The sequence below is a fragment of the Actinacidiphila sp. bgisy144 genome (genome assembly GCF_057708105.1).
Genome location: NZ_JBYIRM010000001.1, coordinates 504,291 through 525,784, shown reverse-complemented (window position 1 = coordinate 525,784; position 21,494 = coordinate 504,291). Strand labels below are relative to the sequence as shown.

Genomic DNA, 21,494 nt, shown 5'->3' with positions numbered 1-21,494 from the left:
GCGGGCGGCCTCGACCGAAGGAGAACCCCCGTGTCCCCTCTTGCCGCGAAGGCGAACGACAGCACCGAGCTGGCGGCCGTGCCGCTGCGGACCACCGACGTGCAGCGGCTGGCGAGCACCGAGGTGCAGCCCATCCTGTCCGTCGTACTGGTGACCTGCTCCGTCAGCGTGTCGATCAGCGTCAGCGGCGGCACCCTGCCCGACGCGTAAGGCCCGCCTGCTCGCCCTCCCTCCCACCCCGGCCCGGCGGCGGGAGGGAGGGCGCCCCACGAGCGCCTGCCGACGAACCCGCCAGGAAGGGGAAGACCCGTGTCGAGACTCCAGCGCATACTGCGTGCCGTGGTGGCACCGCCCACGGTGGACCGCGGGACGGCCCTGACCGCGATGGAACGCCTCGGCGCGGTCAACCACCTGGTGGCGAGCCTGGAGTACCTGGCCACCCCCGGCGACCGCCGCCCCGGCGGCCTCAACGACTGGCAGGTCGCCCGCGGGCAGTTCGCGCGCTGGCCGCGCCCGGCCCGCGCCGCGCTCGACGCCGTGGGCCGGCCCGCCGTGACCCGCACCCTGCACGCCGCCCGCGTCGCCGCGGCCGGCGCCCTGCTCCTGCCGCTGCCCCGCCGCGGCCGCCTCGCCGCCGACGCGGTGCTCTGTGCCGCCTCCCTCGCCCTCTACCCGCGCAACCACTACGGCACCGACGGCGCCGACCAGGCCGCGTTCGTCGCCCAGACCGCCGCCGCCATCGCCCGGGCGGCCGAGGAGCGCCGGCCCGCCACGGTCGACGCCTGCCTGTGGTTCGCCGGCCTCCAGTCGGTGCTGTCCTACACCGCGTCCGGCTGGGTCAAGGCGTCCAGCCGGACCTGGCGCAGCGGCCGCGCCCTGCCCGGGGTGCTGCGCACCGTCTCCTACGGCCAGGAGTACGCCTGGCGGCTGGCCCACGACCACCCGCGCGCCGCCAAAGCGGTCTGCACCTGCGTGGTGGCCCTCGAATCGGCCTTCCCCGCGGTCCACCTGGCCCGCGGCCGCCCCGCCGTCCCCCTGGTCGCCGCCGCCGCGGGCTTCCACCTCGCCAACGCCGGCGTGATGGGCCTGGGCCGCTTCCTCACCGGCTTCTGCGCCCTGCACCCGGCGGTGCTCTACGTCACCGGGCCGCGCGAACGCCCCCTGCCCGGCGGGCTGGTGCAGCGCCGCGACGACACCTTCCCGCTCGCCGCGGGCGCCGCCCTGACCGCCGCGCTGACCGCCGGCGCCGTCGTACGCGCCCGCGACCGCCGTACGGTGCTGCGCGGCCGCGGCGACGAGCAGCGGTTCGTCACCACCGCCGGCACCCTCCTCGTCCACCGCCGCGCCACCGCGCTCGGCACGCACCGCCGCAAGAGCACCGCCGCGGCACCGGTCGTGGTGCTCAGCGGGGCGCTGGCCGAGTCGCCCGAGCGCGCGGAGTGGCTGGTGCGGGAACTGGCCGAGCGGTACGAGGTGGTGACCTACCACCGGGCCGGGCAGGCCGGGAGCGGGGCGCGGGAGAGACCCCGGCCGGGCGGCGGGCCGGCGGGCGCCGCGGCGGACCTCGCGGAGCTGGTGGACCACGTCGCGGACGGGCGGCCCGCGGTCCTCGTCGGCCACGGCGTCGGCGGAGCGGTCGCCGCGGCCGCCGCGACCCGCCTGGAGGACCGCCTCGCGGGCCTGGCCCTGGTGGACCCCTACCACCCGGGCGTGCAGGACGCGGAACCGGAGCACCACCGCGAAGTCACCGCGCTGCTCGACCAGATGACCGTCTCCCTGCGGCTGGGCCTGGGCCAGCTGCTGCGCGACCCGGACTGGCTGCGCCTGCTCCCACCGGACGTACGGGGCCTGGCCCGCGCGCACTACCGCGACGCCGCCGGGTGGCGCGCGGCCCGCGACGAGTGGCGGGCGCTGCGCGGCACCGCCGGCGTCCCGGCCGCGGCCGTCCCCACCTGCCTGGTGCTGTGCGAGCCCGGCGGCCCGCCGCCGGAGGACCGGCGGGCCCGCCAGGAGCAGTACCTGCGGCGCGCCCCGCACGCGCAGGTGCACACCGTGGACGCCCCCCGCGAGCATGTGCTCGCCGCCCGCGGCTCCGCCCGGGCCGTCGCCGAACTGGTCGCGGGCTTCACCGCGGGCACCACCGCCGAGCGGGGGAGGGCCGCCGATGTCCCCGCTTAGCGGCCGGCCCGCACCGGGCGGCGCCGACGCGGTCGGCGCGCTGGCGCTCGCGGCGCTCGCCACCTGGTTCGCGGCCACCGTCCTGAGCCAGCACCCGCGCCCGGAGTTCAACCGGCTCGCGGCCCTGGACGGCACCGGCGCCCTCATCCCCAACTGGCGCTTCTTCGCGCCAGAACCGGCCCGCCACGACTTCCACGTCCTGTTCCGGACCGAGGAGGCCGACGGCCGCGCCACCCCCTGGCAGGAGGGCTCCGCGATCACCCCGCGCCGCCCGCTGCACACCGTGTGGTTCCCGAACCGCCGCCGGGAGAAGGCGCTCTACGACCTGTGCCACGAACTCGTCGCCGTCATGCGGCAGTTCGACGGCGACCTCACCCAGGCCCCCGCCTACCGCATGCTGCGCAACTCCGTGGCCCGCACGGTCGCCGAACGGCCCGGACCGCCGCCCCGCGGCTTCCAGTTCGTGGTCGCCCGCCACACCGGCCACGACCCGGCGCACGACCCGGACTACCTGTTCGTCTCGCCGTACATCCCGTTCACCCCAGCCGCACCGTACGCCTGAGCCGGGCCGCCTGAGTCGTACGCCCTGCCCCCGTACGGGCGTCAGGACGTGGTCGCCCAGGCCAGAAGCGCGGAGTGCGGCAGGGACAGCGCACCGTCGGCGGTGCGGAACTGAGCCGCCAACTCGTCGTAGTGGCGCCGTACTTCCGCCACAGCCCCCGGGGGGAGGGAGTGCAGGATCTGGCCGGACGTGGCGATCCCGGCGGCCGGTCCCGACCACCACACCTCGGGGTCGACCACGTGGTCCCAGCTCAGTGTGGTGCAACGCGCCCCGGTCAGCCCGGCTCCCGTCAGCAGCCCGGCCAGGCCCTCCTCGGTACGGGGGAAGTTGTCCTCTTCGGCGATCAGGGGGATGGACGGGGGCCGGGTGGCACCGGCCGCTTCCAGGGCCCGGCCCACCAGCGCCTGCCCCGGCGCGGGCGGCGCGGACCAGATCGTGACCGCGACCCGGCCGCCGGGCCCGGCCACCCGGCGCAGCTCGGCGAGCGCGGCCGCGGGCCGACCCACGTGGTTGACCACGAAGTTCGCCACGACCGCGTCGAACTCGCCGTCGGCGAAGGGGAGTTCGGGCAGCAGCGCGTGCTGGACCCGCGCCTCGGGCACCGCCCGCGCCGCGCGCTCGACCATGCTCGGCTCCGCGTCCACCGCGAAGACCTCCGCGCCCCGGCGCACCGCCAGCGCCGCCGCGGTGCCCGGCCCGGTGCCGACGTCCAGTACCCGCACGCCCGCGCCCACCCCGGCGGCGTCGAGCAGCATGGGCACGGTGTGCGCGCACAGCAGCCCGAAGCTCCGCGCGTACGCCTCCGCCCGTCCGGCCCACGCCTCGCGCTCGAACGCGTCGAAGTCGCCCACCGCACACCTCCGTGCCGTACCCGAATCCGTGCCGTACCCGAACTGTTCGCCCAACGGCTGTAGTCGATCACTCTAGAGGAGAGAAACGACACCTTCCGCCATGTCGGCCGGGCCCCCGATCCGCTTGCCCGATACGTCCAACTCACGCACGTCGCCCCGGTGTTCGCGTCGGTGGACGCGAGCCCCGGGGCGGCTGTGGGCGGGCGGCCGGGATCAGTTCGGCACGGCCAGCAGGAGCGCGAACCGGGCGGCGTCGTCGGTCCACCAGTGGCGGACGGTGAAGCCGCCCGCGTGCAGCTCGGCGGTCAGCGACTCGCGGCGGAACTTGCAGGACAGCTCGGTGCGCAGGTCCTCCCCGGCCGCGAGGTCCACCGACAGGTCGAGGTCGGGGATCTTGACGGTCTGGGCGACCCGTGCGCGCAGGTGCATCTCCATCCGCTCGTCCTCGGCGTTCCAGACGGCGACGTGCTCGAAGGCGTCCGGGTCGAAGTCCGCGCCGAGTTCGCGGTTCAGGACGTGCAGCACGTTCTTGTCGAACTCGGCGGTGACACCGGCCGCGTCGTCGTAGGCACGGATCAGCACCTGCGGGTCCTTCACCAGGTCCGCGCCGAGCAGCAGCATGTCGTCGCTGCTCAGCGAGCGGGTCAGGGTGCGGTAGAAGGCGGCGCGCTGCGGGCCGTCGAAGTTGCCGATGGTGCTGCCGAGGAAGGCGAGCAGCCGCGGCCCCGGCTCGTCGGACAGCGGGATGCCGCCCTCGAAGTCGGCGACGGTGGCGGCGACTTCGAGCCCGGGGTAGTCGGCGCAGATCGCCCGCCCGGCCGCCTCGAGCGCGGACGCGCTGACGTCCAGGGGCGCGTAGCGGCGCAGCGTGCCGCCCGCGGTGAGGGCGTCCAGCAGCAGCCGGGTCTTGCGCGAGGAGCCCGAGCCCAGCTCGATCAGGGTGGCCGCGCGGGTGGCCGCGGCGATCTCCGGGGCCCGGCGGACCAGGATCTCCTGCTCGGCCCGGGTCGGGTAGTACTCGGGCAGTTTCGTGATCTGCTCGAACAGGTCGCTGCCGCGCTTGTCGTAGAACCACTTGGGCGGCAGGGTGCGCGGCGCGGCGGTCAGACCGCCGGCCACGTCGGCGTGCAGGGTGTCGGTGAAGTACCCGGCGGGCAGCCGGTCGTCGAGGGTGAAGCGGCTCTGGTTCTCGTCGCTCATGAGGGTGGTGTCCTTGCGTTCGGGGCGCAGCGCGATGACGCGGACGCCTTCCGTGGTGGCCAGGAGCAGGGAACGGTCGGGGACCTCGCGCCACTCGCCGAGCGCGGCCCCGACCGCGTCGTCGGGTTCTGACGCGACGACCACCGCGCCCGGGCGGACCCGGTACCAGAGCGTGTCGCCCCACGCGCTGGCGGCGATGGTACGGCCGTCGGTGAGCAGGAAGTTGAGCCGCGCGGTCGGCCGGGCGGCGGCGACCTCGCGGACCACGGCGGCCAGCGCGCCGCCCGGCGGCTCGCCCCGGCGCAGCCGGCCGGCGAGCATCGCCCACAGCAGCGCGGAGTCCGACCGCGCCTCCAGGGCGAGCAGTTCGGCCGCGGCGAGCCCGGTGGGCAGCCGGGTCCAGTCCGGTACGGCGCCGTTGTGGCTGAACAGCCAGCGCCCGTCCCGGAAGGGCGCGGCCGCCGCCTCGTCGGGCGCGGTGCCCTCGGTGGCCGAGCGCACCGCGGCCAGCACGGCACCGCTGCGGATCACCCGGGCCAGCTCGGTGAAGTTGGGCTCGGCCCATATCGGCAGCGCGCGGCGGTAGCGGGCGGGCACCGGCACGCCCGCGTCGCCGGGCAGTTCCGCACTGACGCCAACGCCAACGCCAACGCCACCGCCGACGCCCGCACCGTCCGCCGCCGCCGGCGCCTGGGGCGCGTCGGCTGCGTCGGCCGATGTCTCCGCCAGCGGATACCAGCCCACCCCGAAACCGTCGGCGTTCACCGTGCCGTGCCGCTGCCGCCGCGGCTGCCAGGACTGCTCGTACAGGCCCCGCGGCGGCGCCACGAGCAGGTGCGCCAGCGGCAACGGCGGTCCCACGTACGCGAGATGGCGGCACATCAGGCGCTCCCACCGCCCGCCGCCCCCGACGTTCCCGCTGCCCGCGCCGCCCCGGTGCCCGCCTCCGCCTCCGTCAGGTCCCGCGCGGTGCGGAACCCGGCGAAGATCTGCCGGCGGATCGGGTAGTCCCAGTTCCGGAAGGTGCCGCGGCAGGCCACCGGGTCCACCCCGAACGCGCCGCCGCGCAGCACCTTGTACTCCGGCCCGAAGAACAACTCGGAGTACTCCTTGTACGGGAAGGCGGCGAAGCCCGGGTAGGGGGCGAAGTCCGAGGACGTCCACTCCCACACGTCGCCGATCAGCTGGCGGGCCCCGCTGGGCGCCGCGCCCGCGGGGTAGCTGCCCGCGGGCGCCGGCCGCAGGTGCCGCTGCCCGAGGTTGGCGTGCTCCGGCCCCGGGTCGGCGTCGCCCCACGGGTAGCGGCGCGAGCGGCCGGACGCCGGGTCGTGCCGCGCCGCCTTCTCCCACTCCGCCTCGGTCGGCAGCCGCCGGCCGGCCCAGCGGGCGTAGGCGTCGGCCTCGTACCAGCAGACGTGCACCACCGGCTCGTCGGCGGGCACCGCCTCCACATGGCCGAACCTGCGCCGAATCCAGCGGTCCCCGTCGCGGGACCAGAACAGCGGCGCGATGAGCCCGGCGTCCTGCACGTGCCGCCAGCCCGCGGGCGTCCACCAGCGCGGGTCGCGGTAGCCGCCGGCGTCGATGAAGTCGGCGTACCGACCATTGGTGACCGGCACCGTGTCCAGCCAGAAAGGCGCCACCGGCACCTCGTGCGCGGGCAGTTCGTTGTCCAGCGCCCACGGCTCGGTGCTGGTGCCCATGGTGAACGGGCCGCCGGGGACGAGGACCTCACGCGGCAGCGCGGCCGCGTCGGCGGGCGCGGGCGGCGGCGCGGGGGCGTCCAGGACGGCCGGGCCCGAGCGCAGCTGGTGGGTGGCGAGCATCGTCTCGCCGTGCTGCGCCTCGTGCTGGGCGAGCATCCCGAAGACGAAGCCGCCCGCCAGCAGCCGTTCGGGGTGGCCGGGGTCGGTGTCCGCCCCGGCCAGCACGTCCAGGGACTCCTGGCGCACCTCGGCGACGTACGCGCGCGCCTGCGCCGGGCCGAGCAGCGGCAGCGCGGGGCGGTCGGCGCGGGGGTGCCGGAACGCGTCGTAGAGGTGGTCGAGGTCGGGGCGCAGCCCGCCGCGCCGGCCGGCCTCGCGGACCAGCCACAGCTCCTCCTGGTTGCCGATGTGCGCGAGGTCCCACACCAGCGGGGACATCAGCCGGGAGTGCTGGGCGACCAGGTCGTCGTCCGTGACGGAGTCGGTGAGCACGCCGGTGCGGTGCCGGGCGGCCCGCAGCGCGGCCCGGGCCCGGTCGGCGGGGTCAGCCGGGTCACCGGGGTGGCCGGGCCCACCGGGGTGGCCGGGCGGGGCCGTCGGGGCGCCGCCGGCCGAAGCCGCGGGTGCGACGCGGGGGGCCGAAGGTGCCGGAGCGGCTGAAGGGGTCGGCGGGGCCTGGTTCTCGGCAGCGCCGTGGTACGGAGTACGGGGGTCTGTCACGACTAGCCTTCCGGTGGGTCAGGCGCGGCTCAACGCGTCCAACTGGTCGTGGGCCGGACATCGGCCGCGTTCGGGGTAGCGCTCGGCGAAGTCGGAGAGGGCCTGCCGCAGGGCCGGGGAAGCGCCGGCGCGCGACAGCGCGCTCTCGGCGGCGGCGAAACAGGCGCGGGCCGCTCGGGCCAGTTCCGGATCGGCCAGGCCGGTCCGGGCGGCGCGGCGCCAGACGAGATCGGAGGGGAGCAGGTCACCGTCCGTGGCGAACGGTTCGGTGGCGGCGTAGGCGCACTCCGCGGCGACCGGATCGTCCAGGAGGGTTGCCGCGAGCACCGTCGGCACGATCCACTGGTCGCCGTCCTGCGCGTCGGTCATCCGGAGCTCCAGCCAGCCGCGCGGGCGGACCGGGGGGAAGAGAGTGCTGAGGTGGTAGTCGAGGTCGTCGGCGGTGGGCCGCCGCACGCCCGGCGCGCCCCGCACCCACTGGCGGAAGGTGAGCCCATGGGGAGCGGACCAGTCGTCGCGGCGAGCGTGATCCGTGCCGGCGGGGGAGCCCGCCGCAGGGCCGCCGGCCGGGCCCGCACCTGGGCCCGCGGCGGCGACGGCCGCCTGCGCCGCGGGGGCGCCCGCCGGCGCGCCCTCCTGCCGGATGCACAGCACCCGGGCGTCCAGGGCGTACCGGGCCCATGCCGCACGCGGGTCCTCGTCCCGCCCGTCGTGCCGCGGCTGCCGGGTCCGACCGGGGTCCATCAGCGCCCAGTTCGCCTGCCGGGTGGAGACCCAGCCGGTCGGGCGGCCGTCCCGGAAGGGCGAGTTCGCGAAGGCGGCGACCATCACCGGGCCGATCCGGTGGGCCAGCGCCCACCGGCTGCGGTATCCGGTGATGCCCGCGCTGTCGTCGCCGCTGTCCAGGTTGACCTGCAAGGACGCGGTGCGGCGCATCATCGTGCGGCCCCAGGGGCCCTCGCGGTCGAAGAAGCGCTCCATCGCCCGGTAGCGGGGATGGTCCAGGACGCGGGGCGGTTCGCGGTGGGGATCGAGTCCGGAGCCGACGAGCACCAGCCCGGCGCGTTCGACGGCTTCCCGGAGGGCGGCGAGGTCTTCGGCCATCGCCGTGACGCACCCGCTGAGCGAGGGTGCGGGCGGGGAGCTCAGCTCCACCTGGCCACCCGGTTCGCGGGTGAGCCTGCTGCCCCGGGGCAGTGCCCCTGGGGCCTCGACCGGCGCGAGCGCCGCGTCGAGCCGTTCGACGGATATCAGTTCGCGCGGATCGGAGCGGTCCTGGACCAGCCACTCCAGCTCCACGCCGGTCCGTTCGGGCGGTCCGGTCTTGAAGCACACGCCGCGTATGTGGGCTTCCGCCTCCTCCTCGGTGAGGTCTTCACCCAGGTCGGCACGGTAGGGGCCCATCGATCCACCTCCTCAGTTCTTCTGTCGGGTGTTCATCCGAAGCGAGGACATGTCACATGGTGCTGCCGAGAGTGTAGTTCGGCATGGTGCGTGGCGATCCTGCCTCTCCTCCGGAACGGCCGCCCGTTCAAGCATTCGATATCGGCCGAGTATTCCCCTGTTCGCGCACTTCACTCTTTCGAGTGGGTCGTATATGAATAAACCCGGGTGATCAGGATTATACGGGCGGTGATCGTCCGTAGCTCGTCGCAGGGCCATGCCCCGGCGGTGATCAACACCTGACCGGCTACCCTGCCGGTAGGAGCAGTCGCAGGTCCCCGTCCCCGGACGGTCTCGTGCGGCGGTTCCCCGCAGTAGCCGCAGCAAGCCGCCAGCCGCCCCGGGACAGACCCGCCAGATGCCAGACCAGCGACAGGAGTACCCCTCGTGACCGTCGTCGGGCCCTTCGGGCTGAGCGTGTGGGACGAGAACCTCGATGCCGACGTCCAGGCCGGTCTCGCAGCCGTGGAGGAAGGGCTGCTGGAGGCGACCAAGAGCGACGTCCCCTTCATCACCGACACCGCGCGGCACCTGCTGCGGGCCGGCGGCAAGCGCTTCCGGCCACTGCTGGTGATGCTCGGGGCGCAGTTCGGCGACCCGCACGCGCCCGGGGTGGTGCCCGCGGCCGTCGTCGTGGAGCTGACCCACCTCGCCACCCTCTACCACGACGACGTCATGGACGAGGCGGACGTGCGCCGCGGGGTGCCGAGCGCCAACTCCCGCTGGGACAACTCGGTGGCCGTGCTCACCGGCGACTTCCTTTTCTCCCGCGCCTCCCACATCCTCGCGGACCTCGGGCCCGAGGCGGTGCGGGTGCAGGCCGAGGCGTTCGAACGCCTGGTCACCGGGCAGATCATGGAGACCGTCGGCCCGCGTGACGGGCGCGACCCGCTCGACCACTACCTGGACGTCATCGCGGGCAAGACCAGCTCGCTGATGGCCGTCTCCGGGCGGTTCGGGGCGATGATGTCCGGCGCCGACGAGTCGGTGGTCCACGTCCTGACGCAGTACGGCGAGCGGATCGGCGTCGCGTTCCAACTCGCCGACGACGTCCTGGACATCGCCAGCGACAGCCACGAGTCGGGCAAGACGCCCGGCACGGACCTGCGCGAGGGCATCCCGACGCTGCCGGTGCTGCACCTGCGCCGGTGGCGGGCGCAGGGGAGCGGCCCGCAGACCCCGCAGGACCGCCGGCTGAACGAACTCCTCGACGGCGACCTGACGGACGACGCGCTGCACGCCGAGGCGCTGCACCTGCTGCGCGCGCACCCCGCGCTCGAACAGGCCCGCCGCGACACCGTCCGCTACGCCGACGAGGCCCGCGCGGCGCTCGCCCCGCTGCCCGAACTCCCCGCGAAGGCGTCCCTCGCCGCGCTCTGCGACGCCGTCGTCCACCGCGCCGGCTGACCGCTCCCCGGATCTGCGCGGCTCTTCCGGCAGCGACCGCAGGGACCCCAGGGACCCCGGAGTGACCTAAGGGGGTGTCATACCCCAGGGGGACGGGAAGGGCAGCCCGTGGGGGGACTCGGTCGGGGCGCGGCGGGAGGAGAATGGGGCCTGGTAGAGGGTCCGCTGCGAGCAGACCGCCGCTGACGACGGAGGCAGACGCAATGGCACTGACCGAACGGATCGGACGGCCCGAGCCGGAGGAGCCGGAGCAACCGCGGGGCCGCGGCCGGAAGATCGCGCGCTACGCCGTACCCGTGGCGGTGGCGGGAGTGGCGGCCGCGACCATCACGCTGGTCCCGGCGCTCGCCGACGCGGGCACCCCGTCGCTGCCGAAGATCACCGCGCAGCAGCTGCTGACGAAGATCGCGGCCTCGCACACCCGCACCCTGGACGGCACCGTGAAGGTGAGCACCGACCTGGGCCTGCCCGACGCGCTCTCGGGGGGCGCGGCCGACGGCCTGCTGTCGGGCGCGGGCCAGGGCGGCGGCAACGGCGGCAGCGGCAGCGGCTCGTCCGCGGCGCCGCAGACGCAGCTCGTCCAGCTGCTGGCCGGCACCCACCAGTTGCACGTGTCGGTGGACGGCCCGGACCGGCAGAAGGTCTCGGTCATCGAGCCGACCGCCGAGTACAGCGTCATCCACAACGGCACCCAACTGTGGGCGTACGACAGCGCGTCGAACCAGGCGTACCACGCGACGCTGCCCGCGGCGGACGGTGCGGACCGGGCGGGCGGTGCGGACGGCACGGACGGGGCCGCGGGCGTGCCCACCACCCCGCAGGCCGCCGCCGAGCAGGTGCTCGCCGCGGCGCGGGGCACTGCCTCGATCACGGTCGACGGCACCGCCCGGGTGGCCGGCCGCAGCGCCTACGAGCTGGTGGTGACCCCCGAGCACGCCGACCGCACCACGGTCGGCTCCGTGCGCATCGCGGTCGACTCCGGCACCGGGGTGCCGCTGAAGTTCACCCTGCTCCCGAAGGGCGGCGGCAAGGCCGTCTTCGACATCGGCTTCACCAAGGTCGGCTTCGGCCGCCCGGCCGCGAGCACCTTCGCGTTCAGCGCGCCCAAGGGCGCCGAGGTGACCGAGGGCAAGGCGTCCGACGCGTCCGGCGGCTCCGGCTCCGGCGCCCTGTCCGCCCTGGCCGCGCCCACCGTCCTGGGCACCGGCTGGGACTCCATCGCGGTCATCGACACCGGCGGCGCGGGCACGGCAGCCACCAAGGGCTCCGGCGGCCAGGGCGGCGCCGACGCGCAGTCCCTGCTCGACAGTTACGGCACCAAGGTCACCGGCTCCTTCGGCACCGGCACCGTCTTCCACACCCGCCTGGTGAACGTGCTCCTCACCGACAAGGGCACGCTCTACGCCGGCGCGGTCACGCAGTCCGCGCTGACCCAGGCGGCCGCCGACGGCGCGAAGTAGCCGGCCCGTCGCGGGAAGCGCCCGCGCGGCCGCGTGGCCGCAAGGACCCGACGACCGGACGACCGGCGACCCTGACGACCCGAGACCGTGAAGGAGTGCGATGGCGGAGCCGGCCCTGGCGGCGGCGCCCGGCGAGGCCGTGATCGAGACCCGCGGCCTCGCCAAGCGCTACCGCGGCACCCTCGCGGTCGACGGCCTCGACCTGCGGGTGCCGCGCGGCAGCGTCTTCGGCTTCCTCGGCCCGAACGGCTCCGGCAAGACCACCACCATCCGCATGCTGATGGGCCTGGTCGAGCCGACCGCCGGGTCCGCCCGGGTGCTGGGCCACCCGATGCCGCGCGCGGCCCGCACGGTGCTGCCCCGGGTCGGCGCCCTCATCGAGGGCCCGGCGCTGTACGGCTTCCTGTCCGGCCGCGACAACCTGCTGCGCTACGACGCGGCCGACCCGACCGCCGACCCGCGCACCCGGCGGGCCCGGGTCGGCGCGGCCCTGGACCGGGTGGGGTTGGCCGCGGCCGCCCAGAAGCGGGCGCGGCAGTACTCGCTCGGCATGAAGCAGCGCCTTGGCCTGGCCGCGGCCCTGCTCCAGCCGCGGGACCTGCTGGTGCTCGACGAGCCGACGAACGGCCTCGACCCGCAGGGCATGCGGGAGATCCGCACCCTGGTACGGGAGTTGGCAGCCGACGGCACGACCGTCTTCCTCTCCTCGCACCTGCTGGACGAGATCGAGCAGGTCTGCACGCACGCCGCCGTGATGGCCCGCGGCCGGCTGCTCACCCAGGGGCCGGTCGCCGAACTGTCGGCCGGCGGCCGGGGGCGGCTGGCCGTCACCACCCCGGACCCGGCCGACGCGGTCCGGGTGCTGGCCGGGTGCGGGGTGACCGCTCTGACCACCGACGGGCAGCGCGTCACCGGCGAGTTGCCGGCGCCGCCGCCGGACCTCGCCGAGCTGAACGCGGCGCTGGTCACCGGCGGGGTCCGGGTGCGCGGCTTCGGCCTGGAACGCGGCACGCTGGAGGACGCGTTCGTGGCGCTGACCGGGGAGGGCTTCGATGTCGCGGGCTGAGACGGCGGCGGACCGCACCGACGGGGCACCGCAGCGGACCGGCACGGCGCCGGGCCCGGCCGCCGCACGGGCGGCGCGGCTGTGGTGGACGCTCGGGCTGTTCCGCTCCGAGCTGCTGCTCGTCTTCCGGCGCTGGCGGACCCTCGCGCTGTTCGGGGTGCTGGTGGGCGTCCCGGTGCTGGTCGGTGTCGCGGTCCGGATCGAGACCCGCGACGGCGGGACCCTCGGCGGCGGCGCACACGGCGACAACGGACCGGCGTTCATCCAGCAGGTGAGCAACAACGGCCTGTTCCTGGTCTTCACCGCGCTCGCCGCGACCCTGCCGTTCTTCCTGCCGATGGCGGTCGGCGTGGTGGCGGGTGACGCGATCGCGGGCGAGGCGAGCGGCGGCACCCTGCGCTACCTGCTGGTCGCCCCGGCCGGGCGGACCCGCCTGCTGCTGGCCAAGTACGCCTCGGTGCTGGCCTTCTGCCTCGCCGCGACCCTGGTCGTGGCCGGGTCCGGCCTGGTCGTCGGGTGCGTGCTCTTCCCGGTCGGGGATGTGACGACCCTGTCGGGCACCACGATCCCGCTCTCCCAGGGCATGCTGCGGGCCCTGCTGATCGCGGTGCTGGTGGCCGGGTCGCTGGTGGGCGTGGCCGCCGTCGGGCTGTTCGTCTCGACCCTGACCGACAGCGGGATCGGCGCCATGGCGGCCACGGTCGGCGTGCTGATCACCGTGCAGATCGTGGACTCCATCCCGCAGTTGCACGCGGTCCAGCCGTATCTTTTCCCGCACTACTGGCTGAGCTTCGCCGACGTGCTGCGCGACCCCGTGCAGTGGAGCGCGACGGGGAGGAACCTGGGCCTCCAGGCGCTGTACGCGGCCGTGTTCGGGTCGGCCGCGTGGGCGCGGTTCACCTCGCGCGACATCACCGCGTAGTGCTGCCCGCCGCGGCCCGGCCGGGCGCGGCGCCGGCCCCGGCCGCGGCGAGCGCGAGCCGGCCCCGGCGGGCGGTGCGCAGCGCGTCCCAGGTGAGCACCACCAGCGCGGCCCAGACCAGGAAGAACCCGGCCCACCGGTCGGGCGGCATCGTCTCGTGGAAGTGGAGCACCCCGATCAGGAACTGCGAGACCGGGGTGAGGTACTGCATCAGGCCGATGGTGGACAGCGGCAGCCGGGTCGCGGCCATCCCGAAGAAGATCAGCGGTATCGCGGTGACCAGGCCGCAGGCGGCGAGCAGCGAGGCGTGGCCGGGCCCGTGGTGGGTGAAGGTGGAGTCGCCGCTCGCGCCCAGCACGATCAGGTAGCCGAGCGCGGGCAGGAACTGCACGCTCGCCTCGGCGGCGAGCGACTCCAGGCCGCCCATCGCCACCTTCTTCTTGATCAGCCCGTAGCCGCCGAAGGAGAAGGCCAGCGTGAGCGCGATCCACGGCAGCCGCCCGTAACCGACGGTCAGCACCACCACGGACACGCAGCCGATGCCGACGGCCACCCACTGCACCGGCCGCAGCCGCTCGTGCAGCACCAGCACGCCGAGCGCGATGGTGACCAGCGGGTTGATGAAGTAGCCGAGCGCCGCCTCGACCACGTGGCCGGCGTTCACCGCCCAGATGTACACGCCCCAGTTCACGGTGACCGCGCTCGCCGCGGCCGCGACCAGCGCCATCCGCCGCGGCTGGCGGGCCAGTTCGGCGATCCACGCCCAGCGGCGCAGCACCAGCAGGATGACCGCGGCCACCCCGAGCGACCACACCATGCGGTGCGCCAGGATCTCCAGGGCGCCGGCCGGTTCCAGCAGCGGCCAGTAGAGCGGGAAGAGCCCCCACAGCCCGTAGGCCGCGAAGCCGTAGCCCAGTCCCACCCGCTGCTCGCCCATGCGCCCGCCCCTCGTGATGCCGTACGGCTCCTCGACCGTAGCGGCCGCGCCGCGGCCTGTCATGGCCATATCGCACTGTGGTCATGACAGGCCGCAGGGGCGGGTCCGGGTCAGCCGGTCCGGGTCAGCGGGTCCGGGTCAGCCCTTGAGCTCGCGTACGGCGGCGGCCACCGACTCCGGCATCGGCGTGGTCGGGCGGCCGATCAGCCGGGACAGCTCGCCGCTGGTGCCCGCGAGCAGGCCGCGGCCGATGCCGCGGTCCACGTCGACCAGCACCTCGGCCAGGCCCGCGGGCAGGCCCGCGCCCACCAGCACCTCCAGGTACTGCTCGGAGGAGACGTTCTGGTAGCGGATCTCCCGCCCGCTGGCCCGCGAGACCTCCGCCGCGTACTCCGCGAAGCTCCACGCGGTGTCGCCGCTCAGCTCGTACGCCTTGCCCTCGTGGCCCTCGCCGGTGAGCACCACGGCCGCGGCGGCCGCGTAGTCCGCGCGCGCGGCCGAGGCCACCCGGCCCTCGCCCGCGCTGGCGACCACGGCGCCGTGCTCCAGCACCGTGCCCAGGTTCTGCGTGTACACCTCGGTGTACCAGCCGTTGCGCAGGAAGGTGTAGGGCAGCCCGGAGTCGAGGATCAGCCGCTCGGTGAGCTTGTGCTCCTCGGCGAGCGCGATGTCGGCCTCGGGGCCGCCGAGGATGCCCGTGTACGCCAGCAGGCCGACGCCCGCCGCGCGCGCGGCGTCGACGACCGCGGTGTGCTGCGGCAGCCGCCGCCCGACCTCGCTGCCGGACACGAACAGCACCCGCTCGCCCGCCTTGAACGCGCCCTTCAGGCTCTGCGGGTCGTCGTACGTCGCGACGCGCACCTGCACGCCCTGGGCGGCCAGGTCGGCCACCTTGCCCTGGTCCCGGACGACCGCCGCGATGTCCCCCGCCCCCACCCCGCGTGCCAGCAGGTCCGCGACGACGAGTCGGCCCAGGTGGCCGCTTGCCCCGGTGACGACGATGCTCATGCTGTGTGCTCCCGTTCTGCGGTGGTATGCGGATCTCTCCGACCTCTCCGCCACCGTAACGCGAGCGCTAACCGTGGGAAAGTACCCACCTTGGCGTACGGTACATACATGAAGGTAAGTGAGATGGGCACCGTGAAGGGCTGCCCGGAGCGGGCCGTCATGGAACACGTCACCAGCACCTGGGGCGTCCTGGTCCTGCTCGACCTGGCCGACGCGGGCACCCTGCGCTTCAGCGAACTGCGCCGCCGGATCGGCGGGGTGAGCGAGAAGATGCTCACCCAGACCCTGCGCACCCTGGAGCGGGACGGCTTCGTACGCCGCCTGGCCCATCCGGTCATCCCGCCCCACGTCGACTACGACCTGACCCCGCTGGGCGCCCAGGCCGCCGAGATGGTCGGCGCGCTGGCCCGCTGGACCGGCGACAACGTGGCCGCGGTCGCCGCGGCCCAGCAGGCGTACGACGCGGCCCGGTGACGCGCCCGCCCCGCCGCGCCGGGGTGCCGGCGGGACGGGGCGGAGGCAGGACGGTCCGGAGACGGCGGGCCGGTGCGGCGGTCAGCCGGTGACCGTCCAGGTGTCCTTCCCGGCGAGGAGGGCGGCCAGGTCGCCGGGGCCCTGCCGGGTGGTGGCCGCCTTGAGCTGGTCGGCCATGTCGGTGTCGTAGACGGGGCGGGTGGTGTCGCGGAAGACGCCGATCGGGGTGGCGGTGCCCGGGCCGAAGGCGGTGCCGTCGGTGAGCCGGGAGAGGGCGAAGGCGTTGGTGGGGGAGGGGGAGTGGGCGTCGTGCACCAGGACGCTCGCCTCGTTGCCGGCGGTGACGTCCACGATCTCCAGGTCGCCGGTGCGCGCGTCGCGGACCACGCCGCGCGCGCCGTCCGGGCCGAAGCGGACCGGCGCGCCGTGCTCCAGCCGGATCAGGGCGCTCTCGGCGGTGTCCTTGTCCTTGAGGACGTCGAAGGCGCCGTCGTTGAAGATGTTGCAGTTCTGGTAGATCTCCACCAGCGCGGTGCCCTCGTGGGCGGCGGCGGCGCGCAGCACCGACTGGAGGTGCTTGCGGTCGGAGTCGATGGTGCGGGCGACGAAGGAGGCTTCGGCGCCGATCGCCAGCGACAGCGGGTTGAAGGGCGTGTCGAGGGAGCCCATCGGCGTGGACTTGGTGATCTTCCCCGCCTCGGAGGTGGGGGAGTACTGGCCCTTGGTGAGGCCGTAGATCCGGTTGTTGAAGAGCAGGATCTTCAGGTTGACGTTGCGGCGCAGCGCGTGGATGAGGTGGTTGCCGCCGATGGACAGCGCGTCGCCGTCGCCGGTGACCACCCACACGCTCAGGTCGCGGCGGGAGGTGGCCAGCCCGGTGGCGATGGCCGGGGCGCGGCCGTGGATGGAGTGCATCCCGTAGGTGTTCATGTAGTACGGGAAGCGGGAGGAGCAGCCGATGCCGGAGACGAAGACGACGTTCTCCCGGGCCAGGCCGAGCTCCGGCATGAAGGACTGGACGGCGGCGAGGATGGCGTAGTCGCCGCAGCCGGGGCACCAGCGCACTTCCTGGTCGGACTTGAAGTCCTTGGTGCTCTGCGGGCCTGCTGCCTTGGGCACCAGCGACAGCGAGGCGGCGCCGGCGAGCGGGCCGATGCCGGTACCGGTGCCGCCGAGTACGGGGGTCTCAGACATCCGCGTTCTCCTTCGCGATGGCCTGCGCCAACTGCTCGGCCTTGAACGGCAGTCCGGTCACCTGGGTGTAGGAGCGGGCGTCCACCAGGTACGTGGCCCGGATCAGGTGGGCGAGCTGCCCGAGGTTCATCTCCGGCACCAGGACCTTGTCGTAGCGGGCCAGAACCGCGCCGAGGTTGGCCGGGAAGGGGTTGAGGTGGCGCAGGTGGGCCTGCGCCACCCGGCCGCCCTCGCGCCGCAGCCGGCGGACCGCGGCGGTGATCGGCCCGTACGTCGAGCCCCAGCCCAGCACCAGGGTGCGGGCGGTGCCGTCGGGGTCGTCGACCTCCAGCCGCGGCACCTCGATGCCGTCGATCTTCGCCTGGCGGGTGCGGACCATGAAGTCGTGGTTGGCCGGGTCGTAGGAGATGTTGCCGGTGCCGTCCTGCTTCTCGATGCCGCCGATCCGGTGCTCCAGCCCCGGGGTGCCGGGCACCGCCCAGGGCCGGGCGAGGGTCTTCGGGTCGCGCAGGTAGGGCCGGAAGCTCTGCGTGCCGTCGGGGGTGGTGTAATTGGGGCCGGTCGCGAACTCCACCCGCAGGTCCGGCAGTTCGCCGACGTCGGGGATGCGCCAGGGCTCGGAGCCGTTGGCGAGGTACCCGTCGGACAGCAGCATCACCGGGGTGCGGTAGGCCAGCGCGATCCGGGCGGCCTCCAGCGCGGCGTCGAAGCAGTCCGCGGGGGTGGCCGGGGCGACCACCGGCACCGGCGCCTCGCCGTTGCGCCCGTACATCGCCTGGAGCAGGTCGGCCTGCTCGGTCTTGGTAGGCAGCCCGGTGGACGGCCCGCCGCGCTGGATGTCCACCACCAGCAGCGGCAGCTCCAGCGAGACGGCCAGCCCGATGGTCTCGGACTTCAGCGCCACCCCCGGCCCGGAGGTGGTGGTGACCGCCAGCGACCCGCCGAACGCGGCGCCCAGCGCGGCGCCGATCGCGGCGATCTCGTCCTCGGCCTGGAAGGTCCGCACGCCGAAGTTCTTGTGCCGGCTCAGCTCGTGCAGGATGTCCGAGGCCGGGGTGATCGGGTAGGAGCCCAGGAAGAGCGGCAGCCCGCTGCGCTCGGACGAGGCGACCAGGCCGTAGGCGAGCGCGAGGTTCCCGGAGATGTTGCGGTAGGTGCCGGCCGGGAAGGCGCTGGCGGCCGGCTGCACCTCGTACGAGACGGCGAAGTCCTCGGTGGTCTCGCCGAAGTTCCAGCCGGCTCGGAAGGCGGTGACGTTCGCCTCGGCGACGTCCGGCTTCTTCGCGAACTTCTGGCGCAGGAAGGACTCGGTGCCCTCGGTCGGGCGGTGGTACATCCACGACAGCAGGCCGAGCGCGAACATGTTCTTCGCCCGCTCCGCGTCCTTGCGGGCCAGCCCGCTGTCCTTGAGCGCCTCCAGCGTCAGCGTGGTCAGCGGCACCGGGTGCACCGCGTACGCCGCCAGCGAGCCGTCCTCCAGGGGGTTCGCGGCGTACCCGACCTTCGCCATCGCCCGCTTGGTGAACTCGTCGGTGTTGACGATGACCTCCGCGCCCCGCGGCAGGTCGGCGAGGTTCGCCTTCAGCGCGGCCGGGTTCATCGCCACCAGCACGTCCGGCGCGTCGCCCGGGGTGAGGATGTCGTGGTCGGCGAAGTGCAGCTGGAAGGACGAGACCCCGGGCAGGGTGCCCGCGGGGGCCCGGATCTCGGCGGGGAAGTTCGGCAGCGTCGACAGGTCGTTGCCGAAGGACGCGGTCTCGGAGGTGAACCGGTCGCCGGTGAGCTGCATCCCGTCGCCGGAGTCACCGGCGAACCGGATGATCACCCGGTCCAGCCGGCGGGTCTCCTTGCCTGAGGGGGGCGGGCCGCCGGGGCCGCCGGGCTCGGGGAGTCCGGCGGCCTGGGCGAGGGCCCCGAGGGCACCGGCCTCCGCGGCCGGGGAGCCGAGCACGGTCCCCGAGCCCTCGTGCTCCTCGTTGATGGGGCTGCTGACCTGGCTGGTCACTGAACGGACCTCCTTCGCGGCGGCACTGCTCATCACCGGTCATCGTACGTCGGTAAGGCTTCCCTTCCCGGGACGTTCCGGCAACGGGAACCAAGCCCGGAAAACCCTCCGACAACGACCGCCGGCACCCTTGTGAGACAGCGTGTCAGCAACTCACGAGTTGAGATAGGTCAGTACCGCCAGCACCCGGCGGTGATCTCCCTCACTCGGCGCCAGCCCGAGCTTCAGGAAGATGTTGCTGACGTGCTTCTCCACCGCGCCGTCGCTCACCACCAGCTGCTTGGCCACCGCCGAGTTCGTCCGGCCCTCGGCCATCAGCCCCAGCACCTCGCGCTCGCGCGGGGTCAGCCCGGCCAGCACGTCCTGCTTGCGGCTGCGGCCCAGCAGCTGCGCGACCACCTCCGGGTCCAGCGCGGTGCCGCCCTGCGCCACCCGGACCACCGCGTCCACGAACTCGCGGACCTCGGCCACCCGGTCCTTGAGCAGATAGCCCACCCCGCGGCTGCTGCCGGCCAGCAGCTCCGTCGCGTACTGCTCCTCGACGTACTGCGACAGCACCAGCACGCCTACGCCCGGGTGCTCCTTGCGCAATTGCACCGCGGCGCGCACCCCTTCGTCGGTGTGCGTCGGGGGCATCCGCACATCGGCCACCACCACGTCCGGCGGCACGCCCTGCCCGGCCAGCTCGCGCACCGCCTTGATCAGGCCCTCGGCGTCGCCGACCCCCGCGACCACCTCGTGGCCGCGGTCCGTGAGCAGCCGGGTCAGCCCCTCCCTGAGCAGTACCGAATCCTCGGCGATCACGACCCGCACGCGTTCCTCCACCGTCTCCCACTCCCCCCGTCCGGACTGACTCCCCCAGCATCCCAGCATCGGCGGCCCGATGAGGAATACGGTTCGGGGTGGGCAAGGTTGCGCCCGTCGATCAGCGGCGGCCGCCCGTACAGGCGGCGCCCGGGGAGAGGAGAACGTGTGCGCGCGGTCGGTTTCGACGTCATAGGCGGTCCCGAGGTGCTCAAGGCCGTGGAGCTGCCCGCGCCCGTGCCCGGGCCCGGCCAGCTCCTGGTCAAGGTCGCCTACGCCGGCGTCAACCACGACGAGATGCGGCACCGGCGGGGGGACTACGGCGCCCCGCGGCACACGACCGTGCCCGGCTACGAGGTCTCCGGCGAGGTCGCCGCGGTCGGCCCGGGCGTCACCGGCCTCACCGTCGGCGAGCAGGTCGCCGCCTACCTCCCCGACGGCGGCGGCTACGCCGAGTTCGCGCTCGCGCCCGCGGACTTCGCCTTCCCGCTCGACGGGATCTCGCTGCGCGACGGCGGTGGCGCCGGCCTCACGCTCACCGCCGCCTACGGCATCCTCGCCGGCGCCGCCCGGCTCACCGCGGGCGATACCGTGCTGATCCACGCCGCCGCCGGCGGCATCGGCTCGGCCGCCGCCCAGATCGCCCGCGCGCTGGGCGCCGCCGCGGTCTACGGCACCGTCGGCTCCCCGGCCAAGGCCGAGTACGCCAAGCGGTTCGGCTACGACGCGATCCACCCGCGCGACGCGTTCGCCGAGGCGGTCCGCGAGGTCGACGTGGTGCTCGACCCGATCGGCGGGCCCACCCGGCTCGCGTCCCTGCCGCTGCTGGCCCCCTTCGGCCGCCTCGCGCTGTACGGCGAGGCCGCCCGCCACCCGGACCTGTCGCTGCCGCTGCTGCCGCTGTGGCAGCACAACCGCTCACTGACCGGCTACCACATCGCCGACCTCGCCCGCCGCGCGCCGACCGCCGTACGCTCGCACGCCCTGTCCGCGCTGTCGCTGCTGGCCTCGGGCGCGATCCGGCTGGACGTGACCGCGGAACTGCCGCTGGCGCGGGCGGCCGAGGCCCACGAGGCCATGGCGGCCGGCCGCAGCACCGGCAAGGTTCTCCTGCGGGTCGCCTGAGCGCACCGCGGCGAAGCCGCCCCGGAGCCGCCCGGCCCCGCCCGAGGCCCGGTCAGCCCACCCGGCCGGGGTGCGAGCTGGGCAGGGGGTGTTCGTGCTGCCCGTCCGGCCGCGATGTCTGGTTCGGGACCGAGCGGCCGGCCGGCCGAGGCTCGCTTCGCGATCTGCTGGGGATGGTCCGGCGGGGTGCCGACCCGCGACTCGTTCGGCTCCACGCGCCGCCGGCTGCGGGGCCGGCTCGGCGCGCCCGGCCCGGCATGGAAGGCGCCCCGGGCCCTGCTCGCCCCTCCCCGGGGATCGGTCGTGATCTGCCGGGGCCCTGCCCGGGGACCTGCTCGGGCCCTGCCCGGGGATCGGGCGGGCCCTGCTCGGGATCTGCCGGACCCCGCCGGGGGACCTGCTCGGTCCTCGCCAGGGGGCTTGCTCGGGATC

18 protein-coding genes and 1 pseudogene are annotated in these 21,494 nt (G+C 74.8%); 9 read left to right on the top strand and 10 right to left on the bottom strand.

Features of this window, described 5'->3' with window-relative positions; translation table 11 throughout:
- Positions 1 to 30: 30 nt before the first annotated feature.
- The 3 genes from AC3EVP_RS02570 to AC3EVP_RS02560 all read left to right on the top strand — a co-directional run bounded on the left by AC3EVP_RS02570 (position 31) and on the right by AC3EVP_RS02560 (position 2,740).
- Positions 31 to 210 carry a hypothetical protein gene (locus AC3EVP_RS02570; RefSeq protein WP_435125394.1) on the top strand — a complete coding sequence of 60 codons (180 nt, stop codon included), beginning with the start codon at positions 31 to 33 and terminating at the stop codon, positions 208 to 210.
- Between the two features lie 129 nt (positions 211 to 339).
- Positions 340 to 2,178, top strand: coding sequence for an alpha/beta fold hydrolase (locus AC3EVP_RS02565; RefSeq protein WP_435125391.1), 1,839 nt, complete (start codon positions 340 to 342; stop codon positions 2,176 to 2,178).
- Complete coding sequence (locus AC3EVP_RS02560; protein WP_435125388.1) at positions 2,165 to 2,740, top strand: hypothetical protein; 576 nt, start codon at positions 2,165 to 2,167, stop codon at positions 2,738 to 2,740. The genes AC3EVP_RS02565 and AC3EVP_RS02560 overlap by 14 nt, the downstream gene beginning before the upstream one ends.
- 41 nt (positions 2,741 to 2,781) lie before the next feature.
- On the opposite strand, the gene AC3EVP_RS02555 is transcribed toward AC3EVP_RS02560, so the two are convergent.
- The 5 genes and pseudogenes from AC3EVP_RS02555 to egtA form a co-directional block, all read right to left on the bottom strand.
- Positions 2,782 to 3,591, bottom strand: coding sequence for a class I SAM-dependent methyltransferase (locus AC3EVP_RS02555; RefSeq protein WP_435125385.1), 810 nt, complete (start codon positions 3,589 to 3,591; stop codon positions 2,782 to 2,784).
- A gap of 213 nt (positions 3,592 to 3,804) precedes the next feature.
- Entirely contained in the window at positions 3,805 to 4,791 is a 987-nt protein-coding gene (gene egtD, locus AC3EVP_RS02550) for an L-histidine N(alpha)-methyltransferase (RefSeq protein ID WP_435125602.1), read from the bottom strand.
- Positions 4,792 to 4,902: 111 nt separating this feature from the next.
- A pseudogene (locus tag AC3EVP_RS02545) lies at positions 4,903 to 5,673 on the bottom strand (class II glutamine amidotransferase); the annotation flags it as partial.
- Entirely contained in the window at positions 5,673 to 6,989 is a 1,317-nt protein-coding gene (gene egtB, locus AC3EVP_RS02540) for an ergothioneine biosynthesis protein EgtB (RefSeq protein WP_435125382.1), read from the bottom strand. The gene egtB and the pseudogene AC3EVP_RS02545, both read right to left, overlap by 1 nt.
- 246 nt (positions 6,990 to 7,235) lie before the next feature.
- Complete coding sequence (egtA, locus tag AC3EVP_RS02535; protein WP_435125379.1) at positions 7,236 to 8,621, bottom strand: ergothioneine biosynthesis glutamate--cysteine ligase EgtA; 1,386 nt, start codon at positions 8,619 to 8,621, stop codon at positions 7,236 to 7,238.
- A gap of 426 nt (positions 8,622 to 9,047) precedes the next feature.
- On the opposite strand from egtA, the gene AC3EVP_RS02530 reads away from it, so the two are divergent.
- The 4 genes from AC3EVP_RS02530 (at position 9,048) to AC3EVP_RS02515 (ending at position 13,515) form a co-directional block, all read left to right on the top strand.
- Positions 9,048 to 10,067: a polyprenyl synthetase family protein gene (locus tag AC3EVP_RS02530; protein ID WP_335978394.1), complete on the top strand. Its 1,020-nt coding sequence runs from the start codon at positions 9,048 to 9,050 to the stop codon at positions 10,065 to 10,067.
- A 203-nt stretch (positions 10,068 to 10,270) separates the two neighbouring features.
- Positions 10,271 to 11,527 (top strand): LolA family protein, encoded by a 1,257-nt coding sequence (locus AC3EVP_RS02525; protein WP_435125375.1) that lies wholly within the window; start codon positions 10,271 to 10,273, stop codon positions 11,525 to 11,527.
- A gap of 100 nt (positions 11,528 to 11,627) precedes the next feature.
- Positions 11,628 to 12,593: an ABC transporter ATP-binding protein gene (locus AC3EVP_RS02520; protein ID WP_435125372.1), complete on the top strand. Its 966-nt coding sequence runs from the start codon at positions 11,628 to 11,630 to the stop codon at positions 12,591 to 12,593.
- Entirely contained in the window at positions 12,580 to 13,515 is a 936-nt protein-coding gene (locus AC3EVP_RS02515; RefSeq protein ID WP_435125368.1) for an ABC transporter permease, read from the top strand. Before AC3EVP_RS02520 ends, AC3EVP_RS02515 begins: the two co-directional genes overlap by 14 nt.
- On the opposite strand, the gene rarD is transcribed toward AC3EVP_RS02515, so the two are convergent.
- On the bottom strand, positions 13,505 to 14,452 hold the full coding sequence (rarD, locus tag AC3EVP_RS02510) for an EamA family transporter RarD (protein WP_435125600.1): 948 nt from the start codon (positions 14,450 to 14,452) through the stop codon (positions 13,505 to 13,507). The genes AC3EVP_RS02515 and rarD overlap by 11 nt on opposite strands.
- Before the next feature lie 138 nt (positions 14,453 to 14,590).
- Complete coding sequence (locus AC3EVP_RS02505) at positions 14,591 to 15,460, bottom strand: SDR family oxidoreductase (RefSeq protein ID WP_435125365.1); 870 nt, start codon at positions 15,458 to 15,460, stop codon at positions 14,591 to 14,593.
- Positions 15,461 to 15,568: 108 nt separating this feature from the next.
- On the opposite strand from AC3EVP_RS02505, the gene AC3EVP_RS02500 reads away from it, so the two are divergent.
- Entirely contained in the window at positions 15,569 to 15,934 is a 366-nt protein-coding gene (locus tag AC3EVP_RS02500; protein WP_435125361.1) for a winged helix-turn-helix transcriptional regulator, read from the top strand.
- A gap of 81 nt (positions 15,935 to 16,015) precedes the next feature.
- Here the strand turns inward: AC3EVP_RS02500 and AC3EVP_RS02495 are convergent, their stop codons facing one another.
- The 3 genes from AC3EVP_RS02495 to AC3EVP_RS02485 form a co-directional block, all read right to left on the bottom strand.
- Positions 16,016 to 17,128: a 2-oxoacid:ferredoxin oxidoreductase subunit beta gene (locus AC3EVP_RS02495; protein ID WP_435125358.1), complete on the bottom strand. Its 1,113-nt coding sequence runs from the start codon at positions 17,126 to 17,128 to the stop codon at positions 16,016 to 16,018.
- Positions 17,121 to 19,133, bottom strand: coding sequence for a 2-oxoacid:acceptor oxidoreductase subunit alpha (locus AC3EVP_RS02490; RefSeq protein ID WP_435125598.1), 2,013 nt, complete (start codon positions 19,131 to 19,133; stop codon positions 17,121 to 17,123). Before AC3EVP_RS02490 ends, AC3EVP_RS02495 begins: the two co-directional genes overlap by 8 nt.
- Before the next feature lie 153 nt (positions 19,134 to 19,286).
- The gene (locus AC3EVP_RS02485; protein WP_335978537.1) at positions 19,287 to 19,946 is read right to left on the bottom strand and encodes a response regulator; all 660 of its coding nucleotides are present in this window, start codon (positions 19,944 to 19,946) and stop codon (positions 19,287 to 19,289) included.
- 159 nt (positions 19,947 to 20,105) lie between these two features.
- On the opposite strand from AC3EVP_RS02485, the gene AC3EVP_RS02480 reads away from it, so the two are divergent.
- The gene (locus AC3EVP_RS02480) at positions 20,106 to 21,062 is read left to right on the top strand and encodes a quinone oxidoreductase family protein (RefSeq protein WP_335978380.1); all 957 of its coding nucleotides are present in this window, start codon (positions 20,106 to 20,108) and stop codon (positions 21,060 to 21,062) included.
- Positions 21,063 to 21,494: the final 432 nt, after the last annotated feature.

Bases quoted from the DNA above. Each gene is read 5' to 3' on its own strand.
- AC3EVP_RS02560 (WP_435125388.1), top strand. From the start codon at position 2,165: ATGTCCCCGCTTAGCGGCCGGCCCGCACCGGGCGGCGCCGACGCGGTC.
- egtD (WP_435125602.1), bottom strand. From the start codon at position 4,791: ATGAGCGACGAGAACCAGAGCCGCTTCACCCTCGACGACCGGCTGCCC.
- egtA (WP_435125379.1), bottom strand. From the start codon at position 8,621: ATGGGCCCCTACCGTGCCGACCTGGGTGAAGACCTCACCGAGGAGGAG.
- AC3EVP_RS02525 (WP_435125375.1), top strand. From the start codon at position 10,271: ATGGCACTGACCGAACGGATCGGACGGCCCGAGCCGGAGGAGCCGGAG.
- AC3EVP_RS02520 (WP_435125372.1), top strand. From the start codon at position 11,628: ATGGCGGAGCCGGCCCTGGCGGCGGCGCCCGGCGAGGCCGTGATCGAG.
- AC3EVP_RS02515 (WP_435125368.1), top strand. From the start codon at position 12,580: ATGTCGCGGGCTGAGACGGCGGCGGACCGCACCGACGGGGCACCGCAG.
- rarD (WP_435125600.1), bottom strand. From the start codon at position 14,452: ATGGGCGAGCAGCGGGTGGGACTGGGCTACGGCTTCGCGGCCTACGGG.
- AC3EVP_RS02505 (WP_435125365.1), bottom strand. From the start codon at position 15,460: ATGAGCATCGTCGTCACCGGGGCAAGCGGCCACCTGGGCCGACTCGTC.
- AC3EVP_RS02500 (WP_435125361.1), top strand. From the start codon at position 15,569: ATGAAGGTAAGTGAGATGGGCACCGTGAAGGGCTGCCCGGAGCGGGCC.
- AC3EVP_RS02495 (WP_435125358.1), bottom strand. From the start codon at position 17,128: ATGTCTGAGACCCCCGTACTCGGCGGCACCGGTACCGGCATCGGCCCG.